This is a genomic window from Desulfovibrio sp. X2, from assembly GCF_000422205.1.
Classification (GTDB): Bacteria; Desulfobacterota; Desulfovibrionia; order Desulfovibrionales; family Desulfovibrionaceae; genus Alkalidesulfovibrio.
Genome location: NZ_ATHV01000014.1, coordinates 57,034 through 78,655 on the forward strand (window position 1 = coordinate 57,034; position 21,622 = coordinate 78,655).

Annotated in this window: 18 protein-coding genes; 7 read left to right on the forward strand and 11 right to left on the reverse strand. The window is 69.5% G+C overall.

Going from position 1 to position 21,622, the window contains the following annotated elements; genetic code table 11:
* Positions 1 to 16 precede the first annotated feature (16 nt).
* The 7 genes from DSX2_RS05115 to DSX2_RS05145 all read right to left on the reverse strand — a co-directional run bounded on the left by DSX2_RS05115 (position 17) and on the right by DSX2_RS05145 (position 9,118).
* Positions 17 to 3,922, reverse strand: coding sequence for an AsmA family protein (locus tag DSX2_RS05115; RefSeq protein ID WP_020880088.1), 3,906 nt, complete (start codon positions 3,920 to 3,922; stop codon positions 17 to 19).
* A gap of 101 nt (positions 3,923 to 4,023) precedes the next feature.
* Positions 4,024 to 5,169 (reverse strand): NAD(P)/FAD-dependent oxidoreductase, encoded by a 1,146-nt coding sequence (locus DSX2_RS05120; RefSeq protein WP_020880089.1) that lies wholly within the window; start codon positions 5,167 to 5,169, stop codon positions 4,024 to 4,026.
* Positions 5,170 to 5,216: 47 nt separating this feature from the next.
* Complete coding sequence (locus DSX2_RS05125) at positions 5,217 to 5,705, reverse strand: chemotaxis protein CheW (RefSeq protein WP_035040854.1); 489 nt, start codon at positions 5,703 to 5,705, stop codon at positions 5,217 to 5,219.
* A gap of 123 nt (positions 5,706 to 5,828) precedes the next feature.
* Positions 5,829 to 6,626 carry a YdcF family protein gene (locus DSX2_RS05130; RefSeq protein WP_020880091.1) on the reverse strand — a complete coding sequence of 266 codons (798 nt, stop codon included), beginning with the start codon at positions 6,624 to 6,626 and terminating at the stop codon, positions 5,829 to 5,831.
* A gap of 111 nt (positions 6,627 to 6,737) precedes the next feature.
* A complete protein-coding gene (locus tag DSX2_RS05135) occupies positions 6,738 to 7,157 on the reverse strand; it encodes a response regulator (protein WP_020880092.1) in 420 nt (139 codons plus the stop codon).
* A 148-nt stretch (positions 7,158 to 7,305) separates the two neighbouring features.
* On the reverse strand, positions 7,306 to 8,244 hold the full coding sequence (locus DSX2_RS05140) for a hypothetical protein (RefSeq protein WP_020880093.1): 939 nt from the start codon (positions 8,242 to 8,244) through the stop codon (positions 7,306 to 7,308).
* A 70-nt stretch (positions 8,245 to 8,314) separates the two neighbouring features.
* Positions 8,315 to 9,118 (reverse strand): MBL fold metallo-hydrolase, encoded by an 804-nt coding sequence (locus DSX2_RS05145; protein WP_236615083.1) that lies wholly within the window; start codon positions 9,116 to 9,118, stop codon positions 8,315 to 8,317.
* Positions 9,119 to 9,468: 350 nt separating this feature from the next.
* On the opposite strand from DSX2_RS05145, the gene DSX2_RS05150 reads away from it, so the two are divergent.
* A complete protein-coding gene (locus tag DSX2_RS05150; RefSeq protein WP_035040782.1) occupies positions 9,469 to 11,289 on the forward strand; it encodes a lysophospholipid acyltransferase family protein in 1,821 nt (606 codons plus the stop codon).
* Positions 11,290 to 11,386: 97 nt separating this feature from the next.
* Here DSX2_RS05150 and DSX2_RS05155 read toward each other — a convergent pair whose 3' ends face one another.
* Entirely contained in the window at positions 11,387 to 12,043 is a 657-nt protein-coding gene (locus DSX2_RS05155) for a LexA family transcriptional regulator (protein WP_236615084.1), read from the reverse strand.
* A gap of 526 nt (positions 12,044 to 12,569) precedes the next feature.
* Here DSX2_RS05155 and DSX2_RS05160 point away from each other — a divergent pair.
* Positions 12,570 to 13,736, forward strand: a complete 1,167-nt coding sequence (locus DSX2_RS05160; RefSeq protein ID WP_020880098.1) for a pyridoxal phosphate-dependent aminotransferase — start codon at positions 12,570 to 12,572, stop codon at positions 13,734 to 13,736.
* A gap of 185 nt (positions 13,737 to 13,921) precedes the next feature.
* Positions 13,922 to 16,018, forward strand: a complete 2,097-nt coding sequence (locus DSX2_RS05165; RefSeq protein ID WP_020880099.1) for a diguanylate cyclase — start codon at positions 13,922 to 13,924, stop codon at positions 16,016 to 16,018.
* Between the two features lie 81 nt (positions 16,019 to 16,099).
* Here DSX2_RS05165 and DSX2_RS05170 read toward each other — a convergent pair whose 3' ends face one another.
* Complete coding sequence (locus tag DSX2_RS05170; protein ID WP_020880100.1) at positions 16,100 to 17,404, reverse strand: diguanylate cyclase; 1,305 nt, start codon at positions 17,402 to 17,404, stop codon at positions 16,100 to 16,102.
* 219 nt (positions 17,405 to 17,623) lie between these two features.
* Here DSX2_RS05170 and DSX2_RS05175 point away from each other — a divergent pair, with 219 nt between their 5' ends.
* Genes DSX2_RS05175 through DSX2_RS05185 form a run of 3 tightly spaced genes read left to right on the forward strand, consistent with a single transcriptional unit; the run spans position 17,624 to position 18,929 of the window.
* Positions 17,624 to 18,082, forward strand: coding sequence for a chemotaxis protein CheX (locus tag DSX2_RS05175; RefSeq protein WP_020880101.1), 459 nt, complete (start codon positions 17,624 to 17,626; stop codon positions 18,080 to 18,082).
* A gap of 23 nt (positions 18,083 to 18,105) precedes the next feature.
* Entirely contained in the window at positions 18,106 to 18,312 is a 207-nt protein-coding gene (locus DSX2_RS05180; RefSeq protein ID WP_020880102.1) for a hypothetical protein, read from the forward strand.
* Positions 18,313 to 18,323: 11 nt separating this feature from the next.
* On the forward strand, positions 18,324 to 18,929 hold the full coding sequence (locus tag DSX2_RS05185; protein ID WP_020880103.1) for a hypothetical protein: 606 nt from the start codon (positions 18,324 to 18,326) through the stop codon (positions 18,927 to 18,929).
* Positions 18,930 to 19,021: 92 nt separating this feature from the next.
* On the opposite strand, the gene DSX2_RS05190 is transcribed toward DSX2_RS05185, so the two are convergent.
* Positions 19,022 to 19,390 carry a zinc ribbon domain-containing protein gene (locus DSX2_RS05190; protein WP_020880104.1) on the reverse strand — a complete coding sequence of 123 codons (369 nt, stop codon included), beginning with the start codon at positions 19,388 to 19,390 and terminating at the stop codon, positions 19,022 to 19,024.
* A 90-nt stretch (positions 19,391 to 19,480) separates the two neighbouring features.
* On the opposite strand from DSX2_RS05190, the gene DSX2_RS05195 reads away from it, so the two are divergent.
* Positions 19,481 to 20,668 (forward strand): HAMP domain-containing sensor histidine kinase, encoded by a 1,188-nt coding sequence (locus tag DSX2_RS05195; protein WP_020880105.1) that lies wholly within the window; start codon positions 19,481 to 19,483, stop codon positions 20,666 to 20,668.
* 290 nt (positions 20,669 to 20,958) lie between these two features.
* Here DSX2_RS05195 and DSX2_RS05200 read toward each other — a convergent pair whose 3' ends face one another.
* Positions 20,959 to 21,519: a type I restriction enzyme HsdR N-terminal domain-containing protein gene (locus DSX2_RS05200; protein ID WP_020880106.1), complete on the reverse strand. Its 561-nt coding sequence runs from the start codon at positions 21,517 to 21,519 to the stop codon at positions 20,959 to 20,961.
* Positions 21,520 to 21,622 lie beyond the last annotated feature (103 nt).

Here is a 21,622-nt window from a genome sequence, read left to right on the forward strand (position 1 = left end):
GACGAGGCTCCGCCCCCTAGGGGATGAGGCTCCGCAAGATGCGGAAGGGCAGGGTCACTGCGTCCTTGACCGTGTTCACCAGGGCCGCGCCGGTGTTGATCTCCACCTTGACGTCATCCCACGGACCGCGGATGGCGACCGGGATGGTGGTCAGCTTGAAGACCTGCACGGAGACGCGGTAGTCCACCTCCTCCTTGACCAGGTCGGTGCCGCCCTTCGCCTCGGCCTTGTACCCCCATGGCTGCTCTATGTTCAAGGCGGCCGTGCCGACCACGCCGTTGTTCACCAGGATGTCCGTGTCCGCCGTGGCGAAGGCCGTGGCCTTCTCCGGCCGGACCGTCCCCCTGGCCTGTCCCTCGGCCCGGGCCAAGTCCTGCTTGGTGGGCACGAGATCGCGCAGCGAGGTCTCGGTCTTGCCGGACTTGGGCTTGGAGAAGAGCAGCCAGCCGTCCGAGACCTCCAGCCGCCCCTTGCCGTCCATGTCCTCGAGCAGGCCGTCGTTGGTCGCGCCGGTGAAGGTCAGGGAGGACTTGAGCGTGGTCACGCCGCCTGCGTACGGCGCCCCGGCCATGCTCACGAGCAGTTCGCCGAGCTGGAACTTCTGCGCCGTGCCGTCCACCTGCAGGATGAGGTTCGGCTTGACGATGTGCGCCGTGACCACGGCGTCGAGCCTGCCGCCGCAGACCGTGGCCGAGCAGGGCGCGGCCTGCAGGAAGCCCTTCTCCCCGGCCACCGTGACGTTCACGTTCCTGCCCGGCACGCCGTAGATGGTGAAGGCGTCGAAATGGACCGAGCCCTTGGCCTTGACGTTCGCCAGGAAATCGATGGGCAGCTTCACCGGGCCGGGGTTGGTGTCCGGCGCGTCGCGCGGCTCGCGGTAGCTGTCCACGTTCAGGTCCGTGCCCTCGATGTCGAAGGCGATGTCCAGGGGATCGAAGGAGGCGATGCTCGCCCGCCCGCTGATGCGCGTCGCGTCCAGCCCCAGGCGGATGTTCTCCAGCACGAGCGTGCCCTTGCCCCAGGTGAAGTCGCAGACCGCGCTGGCCGAGGCCAGGACCGCCGGGTCGCGCGTCTGGATGGGTCCGCCCTTTCTCGCCTCCAGCACGGCCCGGGGGCTGAAGGGCGCCACGTCCACCGAGCCGCGCCAGGTGGCCGCGGAATTGAGGTTGGTGCCCTTCAGCATGGCGCGCACCGTGGTGCCCAGGGCCTGGACCTGCAGGTCGCCGAGGCCGAGCTCGCCCGCCGCGGTGTCGAGATCCAGCAGGCCCTGCGCGGTGATCGTCCGGCTGCGCTCGGGCATGCGCGCCCAGGAGCCGGTGAGGTTGAGCTTGGCCTGCCTGGTCTGCAAGGCGTCCAGGGAGCGCGCCAGGGTGACCGGGCCGGACAGGCCCGCGTCCAGGGTGAGGCCCTCGCCCGGGGCGCTGCCGCGCAGCGAGGACTCGACGACGTAGGGGAAGCCCTTGCCCGCGTCGCCCTGTCCGGGCTTCAGCGTGAGCTTGGCCGCCACCGGGCCGAGGGACGTGCCCGCGCCGAGCACCGCGCCCTGGTCCAGGGAGAGGGACGCCTGGGCCGACAGCCCCGCGAGGATGTCGCCGAGGTTCGCGCCGCGCGCCGAGGCGCTGATCTGCCCGCTGAGCTTGCCGCGCAGGGACCGGCCGGAGCCGGACTGCCCGCCCTGGCCGAGTTGGGCCGCCTGGGCGAGGTCCACGCCCGAAAGCTTGACCTCGCTCATGAGCACCGGCGTCCTGTTCTCCGTGCCCAGGCCGAGCAGCGCGTTCACGCCGCCCCCGAGCGCCTGGCCGGAGAGGGAAAGCTTGCACCGTCCGCCCTGGGCCTCCACGGCGAAGGCGAGGTCGCGGGCCGTCACCCCCTGCGCCTTGATCCACCCGGCCTTGCACTGCACGACGGCGTCGTCGGCCGCAAGTCGCCGAAGCCCCAGGGGGGCGGAAAGGTCCGGCCCCTTCCTGGCAGCCGCGCTCTTGGCCCCGGCCTGCCCGTTGCCCTGGCCGCCCGCGAAGAGCGGCATGTAGCGGTCGAGGTCCAGGCGGTCCGCGTTCAGCGTGGCGCGCACGGGCATGGCGTCGAGGTCGTCGATGCGCAGCTTGCCGTCGAGGGAGGCCCCGTCCAGGGAGAGCGAGGCCTTGTCCACCACGACCGAGTTGGCGCCGCCCGAGAAGGACACGGTAAGCGCCGCCCGGGTCAGCGCCTTGGCGTCCAGCCCCTTGGGAACCGCCAGGGAAAAGACGCGGTAGATGTCGCGAGGGTTGAATTCCGGGACCTTGAGGCTGCCGCTCCAGGCCTCGGGCTTGCCGTCCACGCTGAGCTTGAGCCCCACGAGGGCGGGCGGCGGCGCGGGGCGCCCCTTGTCGGCGGCGCTTCCCTTGGGCGGGAAGGGCACGGCCGGAGGCGGAGGCGGCGGGGTGGCGCCCTCGGGCAGCGGGTTCAGCACGTCGAGGGAGAGCGAGGCGCGCATGGCGTCCTCGCGCACCTCGGCCTGCACGTCGCCGAGCAGCCTGCCCGCGGGCAGCGAGGCCTGGAAGCGCGAGGCCTTGATCTCGCCGCCGTGGGCGGCCATCTGGATGTTCAGGTCGCGGGCCTTCAGCGCCTGGTACTCCGCGTTGTCCGCGTGCAGCCGGAACTCCAGGTCCATGCCCTGCACCCAGGCCACGAAGTCCTTGACCGCGCCGCCCGCCTGTGCCGCGGAACGGCTCGCGGGCGGGTCGTCGTCGTGCCCGTCGTGGATGAGGAAGGTGCCGACGTCCAGGTCGGTCGCCGAGAGGTCCACCGTGACGATGGGGTCGGCGTAGCGCTCCAGCCGCAGGCTGCCGCCGATCCGGCTCGTGCCCGCGCGCACGTCGAGGTCGGAGACCGCGAAGGCCTCGCCGTCCGCGGTGAAGGACAGCGAGGCAGAGGCCTCACCCTGCTCCAGGGCCGCGGGCGGCTGCCCGCCCAGCACCTGGAAGAAGGCGGCCGGGTCCTTGAGCGTGACCCGGACCTGCCCGTCCGCGCTCGGCGCGGAAAAGACGTCGTGGCCCTTGGCCTGGCAGGCGATCTCGAGCCCGGCGCCCTTGGCCGTGAGGCTCTTCAGGTCCACCTCGCCCGTGGCCATGTCCAGGCCGAGCGAGCTTGCCAGCGACAGGGCGGCCCTGCGGTAGCCCGGCAGGAGCACGTCGACGTTCACGTCCAGCGCCGAGGACTCGATGACGATGTGCCCGTCCGGCGAGCCGTGGCCCCCACCGGTCCAGGTCAGGCGGCCCTGCACGGCCTTGAACAGGCCCACCGGGCCGCTGTCCAGGTCTGCCCCTCCGGAGAGGGTGAAGGCCCTGCCCGCGCCTTCTCCCGCGTCCAGCTCCACGTTCGTGAGCCGGGTGAAGTGGCCGGTGACGCGGTCGTCGATCTCGGCGCCCATGCCCGAAAGGCGGACGCGCTCGACCACGACCTTCCACGGCGACCCGCCCTGCTGCTCCTCGGCGCGGCCCTCCTGCCCGGCCGGGACCGGGGCGAGGGTCTCGGTCCCGCTCTTCTGCTGCGGGAGGAAGCCCGGGTTCAGGTTCCAGCGGCCGTCCGGGTTGCGCACGAGGTGCACGGAGAGGCCTTCCAGGCGCACGACGCGCACCTTGAGCTCGCGGCGCAGCAAGGGGAGTATCTCCACGCGCACCACGGCGCGCACGAGCCGCGCGGCCGGATCGCCCTCGAAGCCCTCCGGGCTGTCGACGACGACGTCCCTGATCTCGAATCCGGCGTGGGGGAAGATCTCGAGGCGAAGGCCGCCCTCGATGCGCACGTTCGCGCCCAGGGCGGACTCGAGAGCCGAGTCTATGCGGCCGACGAACGCGGCAGTGTTCAGCAGGCGGGGCAGCACGCCGACCACAAGGAAAAACGCTATGGCCAAGAGGCCGAGAATCGCGGTCAGCCGCTTCATATCACCCAGTCAGCTCCTCCATCGGATCATAGCAGCATCGGCCCGGAATGCCACTCCCCTTTTTGCTCCGGGAGAGGGGCGGGGCGCGGCTCGCGCCGGGCTCAGGCCGAAGCGCCGAAGCGGCGCATGAAACGGCGGTCGATGAAGTCCTTGAGGGCCATGGCCCAGCGCCCGCGAAGGCACAGTCCGCGCTTGTGCGCGAGCGCCGTGCCGTCTCCGGCGTTGAGCAGCAGGAGGTAGTGCGCGGCCCCGGGGTCGAAGGCCCGCAGCGGGCGGCCGCACAGGGCCGCGGCCAGGTTCTCCGCGAGCACGGGATTCTGGCGCACCGCGTAGACGCCCACCTTGTCCAGGGGGCGCGGCGCGAAGTCGATGCAGTCGCCTCCGCCGAAGATCTCGGGGTGCGCCGGGCTCTTCAGGAACCCGTCCACCAGGAGTCCGCAGCTTGGCCCCACGGGCAGGCCCGAGTCGCGGGCCAGGGGCGAGGGCTCTATGCCCGGCGCGAGGAAGGCCACGTCCCACAGGAGGCTTTTGCCGTCCGAGAGCCGGGCCAGCCCCGGCGAGAGGCCGGCCAGCCGGATCCCTTCGAGCACCCGCACGCCCTGCCCCGCGAGCGCGCCCAGGGCCAGGGCGCGCAGCCGTGCGGGAAAGCCCGCCAGCAGGCTGCTTCCGGCCAGCAGGGTGACGACCGGCCGCCCTCCGGCCAGGCGCACGGCGCGGGCCGCGTTGCCCGCCACCTCCACCCCGGCGGGGCCGCCGCCCGCGACGCACACTGCCACCCGGCCGCGCTCGCGGGCCAGCCCGGCAAGCCGCCCGCGCGCGGCGAGCAGAGCGCCCACGGGCTTGACCGGCCAGACGTCCTGGGGCCAGACGTCCTGCAGCCGGGCGTCCTGGGGCCGCCCGCCGTCGATCGCCCCGGCGGCCACGCGGCTGCCGGTGTTCAGGGAGAGCACGTCGTAGTGGATGGACGAGCCGTCGGAGAGGATCAGGCGGCGCTCCTCCGGCTCGATGCGCACGGCCTCGCCGCGCACGAAGACGCCGCCGCGCTCGCGCACCATGCGCTCGACGGGAAAGCGGACCTCGGCGGCCTCGTAGAAGCCGCCGAGCAGGCCGGGGCCCATGCCCGAATAGTAGTGGTGCGGCCCGGGCGCCACGCAGGTCACGCGGTGGCCCGCGGCCGCCATGCGGGGGATGGCGCGCACGGCCGCGAGATGCGCGTGCCCGGCGCCGACGAGCACGAGATGTCCCACGGTGTCCGCTCCTGCCCCGGATTACGTCGCGCGCTCCCCGGCAGACCCTAGCAGGCCGAGAGCTGCGAGACCTCGTCCCCGGACAGGAGCCTGTCCAGGTCGAGCAGGATGAGCAGGCGGTCCGAGAGCTTGCCCACGCCGCTGATGTACTCGGACTCGATGCCCGCGACCACGGGCGGCGGCGGCTCGATGGTGTCCTGGGGAATGCGCAGGACCTCGGACACGGCGTCGACCACGAAGCCGATGATCATGGCGCAGATCTCCACGACCATGATCCGCGTGTCCTTGTCGTGGTTGTGGTCCGCCATGCCGAAGCGCTTGCGCAGGTCCACCACCGGGATGACCTTGCCGCGCAGGTTGATGACCCCCTCCACGAAGCTCGGGGCCTTGGGGACCTTGGTGATGGCGACCATGCGGATGATCTCCTGGACCTTCAAGATGTCGATGGCGAACTCCTCCTCGCCCAGGGAAAAGGTCACCAGCTGGCGGATGGAGGAGTCCCCCCTGTCGCCGGTCCTGCTGCCCACGAGATGCATGAGTTCGGAATCCTGGCTCGCTGTGCCCATGATCGCCTCCTCCGGAGTTGCTGCGCCGGGCCGCCGCTCGCTGCGCGGCGGCCGCGTCGACTCCTTCTTAGCCTTATGCGCCGCGGAAATCCCTTATTTTTCCGGCCCGGGCCAAAGCGCGTCCGTGCGCCCCATGAGGTGGTAGGCGAGAAGGCCGTACCACTCGTGCGCCGCGAGCACGGCGCGGTCGAGCCCGCCCGCGAGGTCGAGGCCGAAGGTGCGCGCGAGCGGGTCGCCCGGCCTGCGCGTGCGGTAGTCCACGGGCCAGGGGACGACGGGAAAGTTCGCGGCGCGAAAACAGCCCACGGAGCGCGGCATGTGCCAGGCCGAGGTCACGAGCAGCCAGACCTCGCCGGGCTTGGGATCGGCCAGTCGGCGGCTGAACACGGCGTTCTCCCAGGTGTTGCGCGATTCGCGCTCGAAGACCACCCGCGAGGTGTTAAAGCCGATGCCGTCCAAGAGCGCGGCGAGTTCGTCGGCCTCGCGGCGGTCCTGGTCGTGGATGTCCCCGGAGCCGCCGGTGAAGATCAGCCTGGCCGAGGGATAGCGGCGGGCGAGCGCGAGCATGGCCAGCAGCCGCTCCGAGCTGTCGTTCACCGACCATTCGTCCCGCGAGGCCGCGAGCGAGGGGTCGAGGAAGCCGCCGAGCACCACGATCCCGTCCACCCGGGGCGGCGGAGCGGGACGGGCGAAGCGCTCCTCCAGCGGCCGGAGCATGGCGCTGCCCACGGGCAGCACGGCCACGGCCAGCAGCGCGAGGGCCGCGACGGCCACGAGCAGGCGTCCCGAGCGCCTCCCGAGGAGCATGAGCGCGGTGCCCGCGACGAGCAGGAGGAGCAGCAGATTGTCGGGCGATGCAAGGGGACCGAAGATCTTGGAGAGGGCGAACATGGAGCCTCCCGGGCGCTGCTGGGGGCGGCCCGGCCGGACCGCCCGGAAAAACGAAGGCCGCCGGTCCCGGGGAGGGGACGGCGGCCCGTATGAACGTATGAACGCGTGGGCCTACGAGCCCCCCATGCCCCTGTCGTCGAGCAGGCCGAGCTTCTGGATCTCGGTGATGATCATGGTCTCGTCGATGGGCTTGACCAGAAAGGAGGTGGCGCCGCCGAGGAAGAAGGCGTTGTGGGTGTCCTCGGAGTCGTCCAGGACCGTGGTGATGATCACCTTGACCTGGCGGTCCTCGCCCACCTCGTGCTCGCGCTCGATCTCGCGGATCTCGCGCAGGGCGTTGTGGCCGTCGATCTCGGGCATGACCAGGTCCATGCAGATGAGATCGTAGGGCTTGCCTTCCTGCAGGGCCCGGCGGAAGGCGTAGATGGCCTCGTCACCGTTCACCGCCACGTCGCAGAAGGCGTAGGGATGCAGGATCTCCTGCAGGTAACTCCGGCAATAGAAATCGTCGTCGACGATGAGAACTCGCATGTGAACTCCAGGCACCTGTTTTCGACAGATGGAAGCCGACCAATTACAGGCTTGAGGAAACTACCCCCACCATGTGCGTTTGTCAAAACCTTAGCAGGAGATACGCATGTCCCGCCGCGCGGGCAAGAAGAAGAGGCGCGCCGGTCCGTCAGCGCCGGATGATGCTCGTGGAGACGCCGTTGCACTGGCACTCTCCCTCGTCGGGCAGGTCCTCCAGGCGGGAGCGCAGGCACTCGACCGTGCCGTGGCGGAAGACGACCCAGACGTGCCCCCACAGGGCGCAGGCATGGCCGCGCGCGTTCTCGGGCAGCACCGTGCGCGGCTCCCCGAGCAGCTCCCGGACCTCGTCCGCGCGCATGCCGATCTCCGCGAGCTGCATGGCGCGCTGCGTCTCCTCCTCGATGGACAGCTGCACCCGGCCCTTCTCCTCCTTGAGCTTGTCCAGGCTCTCGGCGGGCGGGCGAGGCCCGACTCCTCCGGCCGCCGCGGACGGCGCCGGGGCCTTCGGGCCTTGCGCGGTTTTTTGCGCGCGCAGCGCGGCCAGGCGGCGGTTCAAGCCCTCCCGGTCCACGCTCGCGGACATGGTGCAGACCACGTCCAGGCTCTGGCCGTGCGCCTCCAGGCGGTCCTCCTCGCCCTTCACCTGCACGAGCCCTCCGGCGTAGGTCGAGGACTTGTCCGGCGGGAGCACGAAGTCCTCGACCTCCGAGGCCGACTGCACGGCCACGCCCGACTTTTCCAGGATGCGGCGCATGACCTCCGCGCGGCACTTGCGTCGCGCCGTGTCCAGGGTCTCGCCCGGCCCCACGGTGTAGCGCCAGGTCGCGGCCTGGCTCACGGCCGCGCCGGGCTGCCCGGGAACGGACTGCTCGGGTGCTGGCTGGCCGGGGGCAGGCTGGCCGGGGGCATTCTGTGCCGGTTTCGGGACGGGGGCGGCGGGTGGCGCCGCCGGGGCCGGGGGCGCGGGCGGGCGCGGGGCGGCCTGCGGAGGGGCAGGGGGCGGGGAGGCCTTCCTGAAGGCCAGGGGCACCAGGGCCGCGGCCGCGCACACGGTGACGATCCCCGCGATCAGAAGCAGTCGTCGCACTCGATCCTCCTCGCCGCGGGGAAAGCAAGAACCGGGCCGCGCCGGTTCGGGAAAGGCGCGGCCGGGCGGCCTAGAGCTCGATCTCCAGGTCCTGGGCCGCGGCGGCCACGCCCATTTCCGGCCTGCCCGCCGCGTCGGCCAGGCGGCGGCAGTCCGCGACCATCTCCTTAAGCGCGGCGTCGCTGCGGTTCTGGTTGTGGTGGAAGAGGAAGAAACTTCCCACGTCGGCCCGAAGCGCCAGGTCCAGGGCGTCGGTGTACAGGCTGTGGCCCCAGCCCCGCGTGAGCGCGTAGTCCGCCTCCGTGTACTCCGCGTCGTGCATCAGCACGTCGGCTCCCCGGCTGAAGGCCGCGTACTCCTCCGCGCTCCTGCCGCCGGGATGGGGGTGGGCAGGCTCGTTGTCCGTGAGGAAGACGAAGGAGCGGCCGTCCTCCTCGAAGCGGTAGCCGAGCCCGAGGTTCGGGTGCGAGAGCGGGATGGAGGTGACGCGCAGGCGGCCCACGGAAAGCCGTTCGCCGCACACGCCCTTGTATTCGATGCGCGCCTTGAGCGCGGAATAGGGCACCGGGAAGTAGGGCGCGGCCATGGTCTTGGAGAGCAGGAGCTCGACGTTGCCCTGCCCCATGGGGCAGCCGAAGAGGTCGATGTGCGTGCTCGGGCTGTATATGGGCTTGAAGAAGGGAAAGCCGAGGATGTGGTCCCAGTGGGAGTGGGTGAAGAGCATGGTCAGGCGCGAGCGGCCCTCGTCCATGAGGCGGTTGCCCAGGCGGCGGATGCCCGAGCCCGCGTCCACGACGACGATCTCGTCGTCCGCCGTGCGGATCTCGAGGCAGGTGGTGTCGCCGCCGAAAAGAACGTATTCCCGGCCCGACACGGGAATGGAGCCGCGTGCTCCGAAACACCGAATCCGCACTCCAGGTCCCCCTGCAACTCACCGGAACAGCTCACGAAACGTGCACCGGCAATAAACACGGAACGCGCCATCCGCTTCACACGCGCTACACCAATTTTCCCGGCGAAACAACACCTTGTCCCATGCCCTTCGTTTTCGGCCCGGCTTGCGCCTGGGTGCGAATTCACCTAAATGACATGTGAGAGTTGCCACACGGTAACCGATCTGCCGGATTAATCATGCCGTCGAAGCACAATCAGGACGGACCCCAACCCGCCACGAGGCCCGAAGGTACGCGAGACCCGCGGGCCGAGGACGGCAACAGGGACACTATGCAGCATCAGGCGCATTCGCCCGAACTCATACGGCTCCCCCCGCCCAGCGGGGGCCCGTTCAAGAAGACGCTATACAACCTTCTGACGCAGCCGCTGTGCAGGATCATCGGCCTGCCCGAGCTCAACCGCATCTACGCCCAGGTCACGGACGCGGACACCGACATCTTCCTCACCGAGCTCCTCGACGAGCTCGGCGTGTCGGTCGCCCTCTCGGACGAGGACAGGGCGCGCATCCCCGTGGACGGGCCGTGCGTGGTCGTGGCCAACCATCCCTTCGGCGCCGTGGAAGGCGTGATCCTCGCCAAGATCCTGCGCGAGGTCAGGCCCGACGCCAAGCTGATGGCCAACTACATGCTGGCGCTCATCCCGGAGATGGGCCGGATCATCATCCAGGTCGACCCCTTCGGTTCCGACGCCTCCACCGGCAAGAACATCGGCCCGCTCAAGGATTCCATCCGCTTCCTGCGCCAGGGCGGCATCCTCGGCGTCTTCCCGGCCGGGGAGGTCTCCACCCTGAATCTGAAGAAGCGGGCCATCACGGACAAGCAGTGGAGCCCCACCGTCGGGCGCATCATCCGACGAACCGGCGTGCCCGTGCTGCCGGTCTTCTTCAAGGGCTCCAACCGCGCCCTCTTCCACCTTCTCGGCCTCATCCACCCCAAGCTGCGCACCGTCATGCTGCCGCGCGAGATGCTCAAGCGCCAGAACACGACCATCGAGATGCGCATAGGCCATCCCATTCCGCCCGCGCAGCTCAAGGGATTCGAGACGGACGAGCAGCTCATGGACTACCTGAAGCTGCGCACCTACGTCCTGCGCAACCGCGACGAGAAGCCGCAAAAGCGCGTCCAGGTGCCCGAGCTGCCCGGCGTCTCCCTGGTCGCTCCCAAGCCCCGCGAGGTGCTCGAGGGCGAGATCGAGGGGCTGCCGCCCGAGCAGCTCCTGGTGGATGCGGGCGACCAGATCGTCTTCATCGCCAGGCGCCCCCAGATCCCTGCCTGCGTGGAGGAGATCGGACGGCTGCGCGAGATGACCTTCCGCGAGGTGGGCGAGGGCACGGGCAAGGCCACGGACCTCGACCGCTTCGACGACACCTACTGGCACCTGGGGCTTTGGAGCCGCACGGAGCGCGAGATCATGGGCGCCTACCGCCTCGGCCCCACGGACGAGATCCTGACCGCCGAGGGCCCGGACGGGCTGTACACGAACACCCTCTTCCGGCTGAAGACGAAGTTCCTGGGCGAGATCGACCCGGGCCTGGAGATGGGCCGCTCCTTCATCCAGAACCGCTACCAGAAGAGCTACACCTCCCTGCTCATGCTCTGGCGCGGCATCGGCACCTTCGTCGCGCGCAACCCGCGCTACGCCACGCTCTTCGGCCCGGTGAGCATCTCCAACGACTACCGCTCCTTCTCGCGCGAGCTGATGCTGCGCTTCCTCTCCATGCGCGAGGCGGCAGGCTGGCCCCTGGCCGGTTCGGTCAAGGCCAAGACCCCGCCCAAACTGAAGCCCCTGCACCTCTCCGGGCTGGTCATCAACTCCGCGCGGCAGGTCTGCCGCGACATCGACGACCTGGCCTCGCTGATCTCCGAGGTGGAGAGCGACAAGAAGGGCGTGCCGGTGCTCCTGCGCCAGTACCTGAAACTCGGCGGCAAGTTCCTGGCCTTCAACGTGGACCAGGACTTCGCGGACGCCCTGGACGGGCTCATCGTGGTCGACCTGCGCAAGACCGACCCCAAGATCCTGGCCCGCTACATGGGCAAGGACGAGGCCCAGGCCTTCCTGACCCACCACGGCGTGGCCGACGAGTCCGACTGATCCCCGGAAACGGGATAGCGGCGGACGGGCGCCCGCGCATCGACCCTGGAGGCGATGCGCGGGCGCCCGTCCGTTCGGGGCCGAAAAAAGTCCGGGCTCAGGGCAGGAAGGACTTGGAGGCCCAGATGACACGCCCCAGGACCTGAAGCTTGCCGATCTTGGAGCCCGCGATCTCCACGCTCGGGTAGGCGGAATTCTCGCAGTGCAGGAAGATGCCGTCCACGCCCGCGTCCACCCGGCGCACGGCGATGGCGCCGTTCAGGACCAGGGCGTAGAGCCTGCCGGGATGGAGCGCCGTGAGCGAGGAGTCCACCAGGAGCACGTCGCCGTTGCGCAGCCCCGGCTCCATGCAGTCGCCCGAGACCGTGGTCACGAACATGGCGTCCACCGGCCCCTGCGCCGCCAGCCAGGAAAAGTTGAAGCAGTAGGAGTTCTCGGCGTTGCCGAGCAGGGTCTTCAGGTCGTGCGGCCCCTCCCTCAGGATGGGCGCGATGGCCGGGATCTGGATGATCTCGCCGCCGGGCACGGGCACCTGGCGGCTGAAGCCGCGCCTGTACGCGGGCTCCTCTCCGCACAGGAGCCAGTCCGGGGCCACGCCGAAGCGCCTGACGAGCCGCGCGAGCAGCGGAACGTCGGGCAGGCGGCGGCCCGAGAGGTAGTTGGCGAGCGTGGACCGGGCCACGCCCATGGCCGCGCAGAACTGCGGCCGAGTCAGTCCGGAATCCTCAAGAATCTTGCGGAGACGGCCCCCCATGGCCGCGTCTTCGCTCCCCCCCGTGTGCATACCCCCCCCGTGGTTGACAACGTAAGCGAATTCGGTATGGTGCCCCTTTCTACAGGTGTGGCGAAAACGTCCACATATGTAGATTAGAGTACAGAACAGCCGCATAGCGGTCAAGAAAAAGTCCGCGAATGTGGCCCAAAAGGGCTGGAAACCGTCGGAATCAGGCTGCAGGAATGGACGCCACGTTCGTGAACGTGGACAGCCTGTCGAAGACGTCCCGTCATACGCTGTTTGATACCCGCCCCCATGGGCGGACGCTCTTTCTCCTGGCCGCCTCCCGTTTCGAGAGCGTGAGCGGCCGCCCGCACCCCCCATCCCCCCCTCACGTCTAGCGGGCGGCCGCGAGCGCATCTCGAGCCGGGAGGCGCCTCTTTTTTCAGGCTCCTCCCCCCTTCCCTCTCCATCTCCGTCCTCCGGAGCGTCCGGCGGCCTTGCCACCGCGCCTGCCCGGGGCTACACAGTCCCCTTTCACCGCGAAACGCCACGGAGGGATTCGATGCTGCCTGCCTGCCGCACCCGCGAGATGAGCTCCTTCAAGGTCATGGACGTGCTCGAGGCCGCCCAGGCCATGGAGGCCAGGGGTGAACACGTCATCCACATGGAGATAGGCGAACCCGACTTCGACACGCCACAGCCCGTCAAGCGCGCGGCCATCCGCGCCATCGAGGAAGGCAAGACCCACTACACGCACTCGCTCGGCCTGCCCGAGCTGCGCCGCGCCATCGCCGCGGACTATCTCGCCCGCTACTCCGTCACGGTCGACCCGGACCGGATACTCGTCACCTCCGGCACCTCCCCGGCCATGCTGCTCATGTTCGGCGCCCTGCTCGAGCCCGGCGACGAGGTCGTGATCTCCGATCCCTGCTACGCCTGCTACAGGAACTTCATCCGCTTCGCCGAGGGCACGGCCGTGGAGATTCCGGTCTCCGAGGCGGACGGCTTCCAGCTCGACGCCGCGGCCGTGGCGGCGAGGCTCACCCCGCGCACGCGCGCCGTCCTGCTGAACTCCCCGTCCAACCCCACGGGCACTCTGCTCGCGCCCGAGCGCATGGCCGCCCTGGCGGAGCTGACGCGTGAGGGTCCCCTGCTCTGCTCGGACGAGATCTACCACGGCCTGGTCTACGAGGGTCGCGAGCACAGCGTGCTCGAGTTCACGGACCGCGCCTTCGTGCTCGGCGGCTTCTCCAAGCTCTACGCCATGACCGGCTGGCGGCTCGGCTGGCTGGTGGCGCCCGAGGGCTACATGGACTGCCTGCGCAAGGCCGCGCAGAACCTGCTCATCTGCGCCGGGTCCGTGGCCCAGTGGGCGGGGCTGGCCGCGCTCACCGAATGCGCCGCGGACGTGGAGCGCATGCGCGCGACCTACGACGAGCGCCGCCGCTTCATGATCAAGAGGCTGCGCGAGATCGGCTTCTCCCTGGCCTGCGAGCCCACCGGCGCCTTCTACGTCATGGCCAACGCCCGGCGCTGGACCGACGACGCCCTGTCCTTCGCCTTCGAGATCCTGTCCGAGGCCAAGGTGGGCGTGACCCCGGGCACCGACTTCGGCCCCGGCGGCGAGGGCTTCATCCGCTTCTCCTACGCCAACTCCATCGAGAACATCGCCGAGGGACTCGCGCGCATCGAGCGCTACCTCGCCGGACGCGGCCCCAAGGGGGCGTGAGCGAGCCGAAGACCACGTTTCTCGGCGCGGCGATCTTCCTGCACGACACGGCCGGGCCTCTTGCGGACGTCACACGGGACGGCCGCGGAAAGAAGCCGCCCGGCCGCCTCCAAGGCTGGTCTTTCTCCCACGAAGGAGCTAAGAGGGGATAGTCCAGACCGTTCTCCTGCGTGGAGGGGGAGGCCATGTCCGACTCGGAACGCGTCCTTGTCGTGGAAAACGACGCCGAACGGCGCAGGGTGCTGTGCGACGTGCTCGCGCGCTCGGGCGTCGAGCCCGTGTGCGCGGCCACGCCGGACGAGGCCGCGCAGGCGCTTTCCCGCGAGCGCTTTGAAACCGCCTTCGTGTCCGTGCGCCACCTTGGCGAAAGCGGCTTCGAGGTCGCGGAGCGGCTGAAATCGGTCGCGCCTGGGCTCGGCATCATCTTCGTCTCCGCCCCGGAATTCGCCGAGGACGCGGTGCACGCCATGCGCTTCGGCGCCTGCGAGTTCGTGCGCGTGCCCCTGGAGCCGGGCGAGGTCGCCCTGGCCCTGGCCCGGCTGCGCGAGCGCAGCGCCCTGGTGGACCTGGCCTTCCAGGCCCGCCTGCGCTACGACCACCTCGTCCAGAACATCCCGCTGATCATCTTCTCCCTGCGCGAGGACCTGACGCTCTCCTTCATCAACCGCGCCTGCCTGCCCATGCTCGGCTTCACCCCGGAGGAGGCGGCGGCCGTGCCCGACTTCCTGGCCCAGCGGCTGCATCGCGACGACCGCGAACGCGTGCTCTCCCGCCTGCGCGAGGCCATGGACCACCACTCCCCCTTCACCCTGCAGGCGCGCCTCACGCACCAGCAGGGAGGCACGGTGCACGTGCTCCTGAAATCCATGCCCCGCTTCAGCTTCACCGGGGCACCGGGCGGCGCCTCGCTCGACGGCGTGATCATGGACATCAGCGAGCGGGTGCTCCTGGAGAAGACCCTGGTCCAGGACGAGAAGCTGAAGATGCTCGGCACCATCTCGGCCGAGGTCTCGCACGAGATCAGGAACCCGCTGGTGGCCATCGGCGGCTTCGCGCGGCGCCTCAAGCAGAGCCATCCCGAGAGCGGCGACGTGGACATCATCCTGCGCGAGACCGCGCGCCTCGAGAGCCTGCTCTCGCGCATCCGCGACTACCTGAAGCCCCTGCGCATGGCGCCCAAGCCCTCGTCCATCAACCACATCCTGAGCGAATGCCTGGCCCTGCTGGCGCAGGAGATGTCCGAGCGCGGCGCGGTCTGCCGCCGCGAGTTCGTGCACGACCTGCCGCTCGTGGCCGTGGACCCGGACGTGCTCGGCCAGGTCGTGGTCAACCTGGTGCTGCACTGCCTGCAGCACATGCCGCACGACAGCGAGGCCGTGATGCGCACCGGGCTCGACGGATCGAGCGTGCTCGTGGAGCTCGTGGCTCCCTCGGAGGCGCACGCCCTGGACGCGCCGGAGCGCTCCCTGCTGCCCTTCGACGCCGAGTCCGAGCACCTGGGCCTGCCGCTGTGCTACCGGCTGCTCAAGGGCATGGGCGGCGTCTTCAGCTACGACCGCGAGGACGGCATCGCCCGCTACACCCTCTCCCTGCCCGTGGGCAGCATGCGCCCCTCCGTGGTCTACTACGACATGGAAGATCTGGCGCCGTGGAGCGAGACTGCCGACGGCGCCCCCGCCCAGGGACAGCGCGACGCCGAGTTCGAGATCGCCTTCGATCGGGAATGGCGGCGGGCGAGCCGCCACCACCTGCCGCTGTGCGTGCTGGTGGCGGACATGGACGATTTCAAGGGCTACGTGGACAAGAACGGCGCCAAGGCGGGCCGCGTCGCCCTGAAGCGGGTGGGCGAAGCCATCGAGCAGCGGCTGAAGAGGCCGGGCGACTTCGCCGACCAGGGCCGGGGCCAGCAGTTCACCATCGTCCTGCCGGACACGGACGAGATGGGCGGGGTCGTGGTAGCCGAGGACGTCCGCGAGCTGGTGCGCGGGCTGCGCATTCCCCGGCGCGGGACGGACGGCGAGGAGATGCTGACCGTCTCCGTGGGCGTGGCCTCCCTCGTGCCCAGCTCGCAGGCCCTCCCGGCGCACCTGGTCGAGGAGGCGACGCGGGCGCTGTACGCGGCCAAGTCCGAGGGCCGCGACAGGGTCTTCGCCGCCAGGCTGCGCAATCTGCACGGCCGGGATAATGCCCCGGGCAACGGGCCGGGCAATGGGCCGGGCGGCGACGCCGGCTCTCCCGAAGGACGCGAGCCCTCCGGCGGCGACGCCGGGCGATCGAACTAGACGGATTCAGGGCGCCGCGTCAGGCGCCGCCCCAGGACGAACGAAAGAAGGCCCGCCGGGGAAGGGCCGGGCAGGCCCGGCTCAGACGGCCACGACCGAGTTCTTGCCGCGCCGCTTGGCCGTGTACAGCGCCTCGTCCACCCGGCGCAGGAGATGCTCCTGCGACTCGCCGTGGTGGTAGGAGGTGACGCCGAAGCTGCAGGTGATCCCATTCTCCGGCCCCACGGGATTCTCGTGCATGAGGCGCAGGAGCTTCTCGGCCATGTGCGTGGTCTGCTCCAGGTCGCAGCCCGGGACCGCGAGCATGAACTCCTCGCCGCCCCAGCGCGCGAAGACGTCGTTGGCGCGGATGTTGAGCCCCACGAGCTGGGCCAGTTCGATGAGTACGCGGTCCCCTATCTCGTGGCCGTGGGCGTCGTTGACCCGCTTGAAGTCGTCGATGTCGAACATGGCCAGGGAAAAGGGGATGCCGTAGCGCCGGGCGCGGTTCAGCTCCTGGTGCAGGACCTCGCTGAAGCGCAGCCGGTTGCAGATGCCGGTCAGGTGGTCGGTGCTGGCCTGGGAGGCCAGGCTCCTGCGCTCGTCGTCGATGGGCGTGATGTCGGTCAGGACGATGACGTACTTGTCCGTGTCCGGGAAGCGGTTGTGGGTCGCCAGATAGGCCCGGCTCTCCTCGCCCTGCGGCCCGCGCAGGCGCACCACCACGTCCTGGCACTGCGCCGCCACGATCTCGTGCAGCCACTGGCTGACGCGGGTCCTGTCGTGGTGGCCCGAGATGTTCTCGATGAAATCCTCTATCCCCCTGCCCGCCAGGATGAACTCCTCGAGCGAGGAGTAGCCCATGAACTCGAGGAAGGTGCGGTTGACGTACTCCACCTCGCCCTGGTCCACGACCACGATGAAGCCCGGGTTGATGTCCAGCAGGATGCGGTTGAAGCGGTTGGCCTCGTTGACCTCGCGCTGCCGGGCCATGCTCTCCGCGGCGCGGGACACGGCCCTGATCACCTGGCGGTGGTCGAAGGGCTTGATCAGGTACTTGTCCACCCCGAGCTCGATGGCCTTCAGCAGGTAGTCGGCGTCGCTGTAGGCCGAGGTGACGATGACCGGGACCTCGGGGTCGGTCTCGCGGATGGCCGCGATCATGTCCAGCCCGTTCATGCGCGGCAGCCGGATGTCCGAGACGACCACGTCGGGCTTCAGGCGGTGGTAGAGCTCGAGCCCCTCGAGCCCGTCGGCCGCACAGTGCAGCTCGCGCACCAGCTTGCCGAGGATGGTGTGCATATGGAACTGGATGATGGAGTCGTCCTCGACATGCAGGATGCTGACGCCGCACAGCAGGTCCGGGTGGCCGAGGTCCGTCCGGGACGGAGGAAAGGGCTGGTGCATTTTTTTCTTCCGCTACGAGGGGTGATATGAGCATACCTGTAAAATCGCTCAACGCCAAGTAGGCAATCCCCTCATTCCCTCTTCCCCGGACCCCGCGCGGAGAGCGGGCTTGCCAAGGCCGGGCACTGGTTATACAAGTACACGGTGTTGGGGGGGCGGGCTTTTGGGTCCGTGTGCTCCCGCTGTGCCGATCGAAGCCACGAACGCCAAGGAGACGACGTGGATATTAATATCGCCAAGCCGTTCATCAAAGCCACGGTGGACGTCCTTTCCACCATGGCCATGGTCCAGCCCAAAGCGGGCAAGCCTTACGTCAAGAAGGACAACGTCGCCCAGGGCGACGTCACCGGTGTGATCGGCATCACCGGGGAGAAGAACGGCACCATCTCCGTGACCTTCACCAAGGACTGCGCCGTCGCCATCGTCAAGAACATGCTCGGTGGCGAGATCGAGGACATCATACAGGACGTCAAGGACGCCGTCGGCGAAGTGACCAACATGATCTCAGGGCAGGCCCGCCGCGGCCTCTCCGAAATGGGCTACGTCTTCCAGGCGGCCACGCCCACGGTCATCATGGGGGCCAACCACACCATCTCCCATGTGGTCTCGTCGCCCATCATGGCCGTCCCCTTCGAGACCGAGTTCGGCGAGTTCACGGTGGAGGTCAGCTTCGAGTAGGCGCGTCAGGCCGGAGTAAGCGCGTGCGCTTCAAGGAATATCTGCTCAAGGCGGGCTACCGCCTCTTCCTCGGCACCGTCGACTCCTCGGTCTACGAGTTCTTCAGCTGCCCCCAACCCCGCCGTGCGGTCTGGTTCCACAAACCCGGGAGCTTTCAGTGCGCCGGATGCAAGAACCAATGCGAAACCGACTCGACCAGGGGCTTCCAGATCTTCCTGGACTTCTCGTGAGGCCCGCGCGCGTGCGCACGACCTCCCTGCCCTCCTCTCTCCTGTCCGCCTGCCTGCGGACCGGGCTCCTGGCCTGCCTCCTCGCCCTGGCGCCCCTCGTCGCCGCCCTCTCCCCGGCAGACGCTCTCGCGCAGCAGGCGGGTCCCCCGGCCCCCTCCGCCCCCGCGGCCCCGCAGAACGGCCAGGGCGGAGCGCAGCAGCCCCTGCAGGGCCAGACATCTCCCGCCTTCCCCCCGAACATGAACGTGCAGGACCTGCCCATCATCCTGCCCGCGCCCAACGTTGACGAACCCGCCTTCGACACCGGGCAGGTCATGGGCTGCCTCTGCCAGAAGGCCCTGGCCGCGGTGACCTGCAAGAAGGTCGCGGACTACAACCTGGTGCGCACCGTGGGCACGGCCTACCTCTTCAACTCCTTCTACGCCTCGTCCTCCGAGGACTTCTACTGCGTGGCCCAGCCGGACAGCCTGGTCCTCTCCAGCACGGCCTGGGGACGCCTGCGCGTCACCGTGCCCTACGCCGTGGACAAGAAGGCCCGCACCGTCTCCGCCACCGTGGCCGGCACCATGTGCGACAAGACCGTCAAGATCCGGTGCACCGCGCCGGGCAAGCCCTGAAAAGGGATTCCTGAGAAGAAGAGCTTCGGGAGAGGCCCCGCGTCGGCAGAGCCCGAGGCGCGCCCGCTCCGGCAGGCGCGGCAAGCGGCGTCCTACAGCCGCCTGAGCCAGGCCAGCAGGGCCACCGCGGGCAGGGCGCACCAGATGGGCACCAGGGTCATGTAGTGCAGGGCCGCGCCCGCCGCCGCGCCGAGGATGGCGAGGTAGGCCCAGGCCTCGAGATGCTTGCGGAAGACGCCCCCGCGCCCCACGAGGTCGCGGTAGGGGATGGATTCGTCGGCCAGCCCCGACTCCCCCTCGTCATCGAAAAAATCGTCGGGGTCGCCGTCCTCCGGCCGCAGGCCGCCCGGTCGGCCGTCCGAGGCCCCCCACTGCCGCCCGCTCTGCAGCTTGTGACCGCACTGGCCGCAGATGCGCGCGTCGTCGGGATTGTCCCGGCCGCAGCGGGTGCAGACGATCATCGCGGGCCGCCCCGGAACCGGCTTTGCAACGCAAGCCCCGCATGGTATGCAGGGCGCCACATATATCCCAGCCAACGAGGCGCCCCCGCCATGAACAACGCCGTCATCCCCTTTCTCCCGTCCGACCGCCTGCCCCCGGAAACCGTGCGGCAGCAGGCCGAAGCCATCAATTCCTCGCAAGTGCGCGAGGTACTGGACAATCTGCCCCACATCATCTTCATTCTCAACTCTTTTCGGCAGATCGTCTTCTTCAACAAGATGTTCCTGGAGCTGGCCGCGGACCTGGCGGCCGACCTGGCGGCAGAACTGGCGGGCGGGCTCGCGGCCGAAAAACTGCTCGGCCTTCGGCCCGGCGAGGCGCTCAGCTGCCAGCAGGTGCCCTCGGCGCCGGGCGGCTGCGGAACGGGCAGGAACTGCCGCCACTGCGGCGCGGCCCAGGCCATCTTCGAGTCCCTGGCCGGGCGCGAGGCCAGGCGCGAGTGCCGCCTGACCCGCCACGCCCCGGCCGGATTCCAGTCCCTGGACCTGCTCGTCTACACCAAGCCCGTGAACATCGGCGGCGAGAACTTCATCATCTTCTCGGTGCAGGACATCAGCGACGAGAAGCGGCGCCAGGCCCTGGAGCACATCTTCTTCCACGACATCCTGAACACGGCCACCGGACTGCGCGGCCTGATCCAGTTCCTCTCCGAGGAGGTCCCGCCCGCCCTGCGCGAGGAGGCCGGGCTGCTTGCCGGATACTTCGAGCAGATGGTCGAGGAGATCCTGGCCCAGAAGGACCTCCTGGACGCCGAGAACGACCGCCTGGAGGTCTCGCCCGAGGAGATGGACCCGGAGGCGTTCCTGAGCGCCCTGCTGCCCATCTACCGCACACACCCCCTGGCCAGGAACCACCGCGTGGCCCTGGGCGCGGTCTGCCCCGCCCCGCTGGCGAGCGACCCCATCCTGGTCAAGCGGGTGCTGGACAACATGGTCAAGAACGCGCTCGAGGCAGAGGACAGCGGCGGCACGGTGACGCTCTCCTGCTCCGCCGACCCACAGCGCGTGCACTTCCACGTGCACAATCCCGCGACCATCCCGGACAGCGTGCGGCCCTTCGTCTTCCAGCGCTCCTTCTCCACCAAGGGCCGCAACCGAGGCCTGGGCACCTACGGCATGCGCCTGCTCGCGGAACGCTACCTGGGCGGCGAGGTGAGCTTCGAGTCCTCCCCCCCCGCAGGCACGACCTTCACCCTCTCCCTGCCCAGAAGGCCCGCCCCCATTCCCAACAAGGGCTGAGGCCCAGGCTGCAAAAGAACCAGGGAGGGCTCCTCGCCCTCCCTGGACCCTCCTCGCAAGGGGTCACCCCTTGACCGCCTCCGCGCGCCATTACACGGCAGAAGGACATACGCCGCCTAGGCGTGAGAGGCCGAAAGCTGGAATCGTTCCTGCCGGGGAACGGCTAGACCCCACCTCCGGGCTGCTCAAAAGGTGTCAGATGCAAGGCGCAAGAAAAGTCCAAGCCCGACGCGTATTCCTCATACGCGAGGGTTTGGACTTTTCGCAGCAACGCAGCAGATGACGCCTTTTCAGCGGCCCGGAATCGGACAGCAAGTGCCTTCGCAGCAGCTGGTGAGAAACTCGCTGTAGGCGAAGAGGATGCGGCGCTCGCGCAGGAGGCGGTTGCCGCTGAGCGGCTCCATGCGGCGTCCCTCGGCCAGGGCGGGCAGGTCCTTCCAGCGCGGCAGGGCGTGCATGCCCGAGTCCAGGTGCTCGCCGTCCGGCACGGAGAGGAGGACGGCGTCCCTGGTGTCCGTGGACACGGCCAGGGGGGCCGGGCCGCCCGGGATGAGCCGGGCCGCGGCCACTGTCTCGCGGTCGTAGGTGCCGGGCATGCCGGAGCAGAAGATGATCACGAGCAGGGGCCGGTCTTCGTCGTCGTAGGCCACCAGATCCGCGACCCGGCAGTATTCGCGGTCGTCGATGGGAAAGCGCACCCCGATCTTCGAGCGCAACCGCTCGCGCGGGTAGCCGAGTTCCTCGACCAGCATACGCGCCAGGGCTTGGCGCACCTCCTCGTAGGTGGTGCTCGGCACGTCCTCGCCGCTCAGGTAGTCGCGAATGGTTCCGCCAAGGGATATCTCGTGCATGTCGGCTCCGGCATCCGTGTTTCCGCCATGCTAGCGCGCCCCACGGCCCGCGACAAGCCCGACCGGAGACGGCTGACGAAACGAAGACGACGGGCCCATGTCC